Source organism: Chamaesiphon sp. OTE_75_metabat_556 (assembly GCF_031378165.1).
Lineage (GTDB): Bacteria > Cyanobacteriota > Cyanobacteriia > Cyanobacteriales > Chamaesiphonaceae > Chamaesiphon.
This window is the reverse complement of record NZ_JANNDR010000363.1, coordinates 1-2,558: the sequence shown is the minus strand read 5'-3', so window position 1 is coordinate 2,558 and position 2,558 is coordinate 1. Positions and strand designations below refer to the sequence as shown.

Below are 2,558 nucleotides of genomic sequence, written 5' to 3'. Positions count from 1 at the left end.
GAGAGACAGAAAGAGTTAAAGGCATAAATTACAATAATAGATAGCGCAAACAGCCCCTTCAATTGACTAAATTGTAATAATGGCATCTAAATCACAACTAAAAACCATTAATGAGATCCTCAAAATTGAGGGAATGACAGTGCTAGTTTAAGATGGTCACTTGCTTTCGCACGATCGTGTAATCTGGGTGTCCAGGGGCAGGCATTAGATCGGCAGGACGGGGGGCAATCGCCGATCCTGCAATCGCGGGTAAACCCCAAGTGTAATCTTCCAGCTTCATTTGCACGGATTGAGAGTTCGTCAATTCTAAATTAAGTTCGATTCCTGCTGGCGGCAATCCAAAAAAGATAAACTTCAATGCTTGTCGTTGTTTAGGATTTAGTGATGTGAGATCTAGAGGTTTACGATCGATCTCCGCTCGTGCGATCGTGCCCTGTGTAGTAAGATCGATGTAAGCAATCGAGGCTTGTCTCGGTGATTTTAGCCGCAATCGTAGAGTTGATTTGCTGCTTGTGGGCGGTTCTAAACGCTGAACTTCCAAAGCGGGCAAATTCATCAAAGGAGCAGGGGCACTGAATCCGGTTGATACTGGAGACAAACCGAATTCAACCTGCTGTTGTCGGGCATTGGCACCCATAATCTGGGCTTTCCAAGGGTCGAGATGGCGATCGCTACTCACCCAGCTTGCTTGACCTCGATTGGCATCCAGCAGATATGACATTGTATTAGGGCGAGGATGCGCCGCACTAAAACCAGAATTGAAGGTAGCGATACTCAGCAAGATGATACCGATTAGCAGCGTACTTCCTGGCACAATCCAGCGAGGCGATCGAGATGTGACAGGAGAAAATGACGCGAACAAGCCAAACTGCGGAATTAATAATCCACACAATAGAACAGTGAAAAACATCTGTAGTGTGGAGAGGGGAGCATTCATCAGTCCCTCAAACCGAGCCATCCAAGAGCCAAAATAGATCTGAACGGGCAGGAGTAAGACAATGCCAGGAACGATGGCAACAGAGAGCAGCAAGATCCCGATCCAGGACTGATTTCTGGTTAAGAAAATCCAGCTCCAGACCAACAGATTACATAACAGGGGAATAGCGAATAAATAGCTGGCTCCAGGCAACCATACACTACTCGCGATCGTTGACAATAGCCAGATAAACAACGCGCCCATCGCCAAATTGTCCATCTGGAAACGTCGGTATAACCAAGTGTAGATTGCCATCATCGTGGCAACCGTTAACACCACAAAACTAAGGTGATATAAATTTGCTTGGTAATTGCCAATCAAAAACACTTGCAGCGATGGATTCAAACTTCGCATCAGCCACCAACCAAGGATCGCTAGGATCGTGACACCGATCGCACTGAGTAAAAACGCGATCGCTCCCAAACTAATACCTTTGAGTGTCAATCTTCGAGCGCGAAATCCAAACCAAATAACAGCTACAAATAGAATGCTCGTCACCATCGCCAACGGCAAAACTTGTGCTTCTGGATAATGCACGACTACGTTGGGCAGGATATTAAAGTAAACTGCATTTTGAGTTGTTGTCAGAGTCTTCAAATCCAGATTGCCAAAGTGTTTGAGGAGGGAAAGCGAGTAGGAACCATTATGTTGAATACTGCGGCGATCGATTTCCGTCACGTTATCTCGCAGCGTGTGGTAGGCGGGAGTATCACCCCCATAGTAGAAGCCAAATCCACCGATCCCACGCGCCGTATACTCCTCTAAATCGCAGCCAATTTGCGCTCCTGGCAATAAACCCCAAAATGCAGGTGAGAACGAAGTCATACGGGGATAGGGCACTGCTTTGACAAATTCGGAGATTAATCGCTGGTTGTTGCGACTGGTAATGTACATGACCGCCGCCCCTCGACTACCCGATGCTTCAAAATTAATCGCCAGCTTCACATCCTTCGCCCAGGGATGCTCGGTGACAAAGGCTCGTGCGCCCAACATGCCAACTTCTTCACCATCGGCAAAGACAAAAATCAAATCGTTATGCAAAGGCGTTCCGGCGCGAATTGCTCTTAGCGTTTCCAATCCCGTCACCACACAAGACCCGCAATCACTAGCTCCTGGCCCAGTGTCAGCAGCATCATAATGACCATCGAGGACGATTGCGCCCGTACTGGCTTTTCCTGAAATTCGCACCAGCACGTTGTTAACTCGACCCACGCAAAAGCCACCATCACCAGGTTGCACAACTGTTGTAGTTTGGATTTCTGGTTGCAGTCCCATCGCCTTCAATTGAGCCATCAGATACTCCCGCACAGCAGTATGGGCAGCAGAACCGATCGGATGCGGTGCTTGAGAGATTGCTTTGAGATCCGGCATGGCTCGATCGGCAGAAAATTCGGTCAGTGGTGCCGTTGCTGGAATTACATTGGGTGGCACCAGTTGCCACAGCGCGATTCTCCACGGGAGAGGCTACGCCAACGCGACTGCGAATACAATAATCCCCAGGATGACCAAACGTTGGCTCCAATGGGTTTTGCCAAGCAGATTAGATTTCTGCATTGTCTGTTGACTCCTGATGAAATAACAT

At 48.1% G+C, this 2,558-nt stretch carries 1 protein-coding gene; it reads right to left on the bottom strand.

Going from position 1 to position 2,558, the window contains the following annotated elements; translation table 11 throughout:
* Window positions 1–142: 142 nt before the first annotated feature.
* Window positions 143–2,407, bottom strand: a complete 2,265-nt coding sequence (locus RMO27_RS14590; RefSeq protein WP_309733746.1) for a M28 family peptidase — start codon at window positions 2,405–2,407, stop codon at window positions 143–145.
* Window positions 2,408–2,558: the final 151 nt, after the last annotated feature.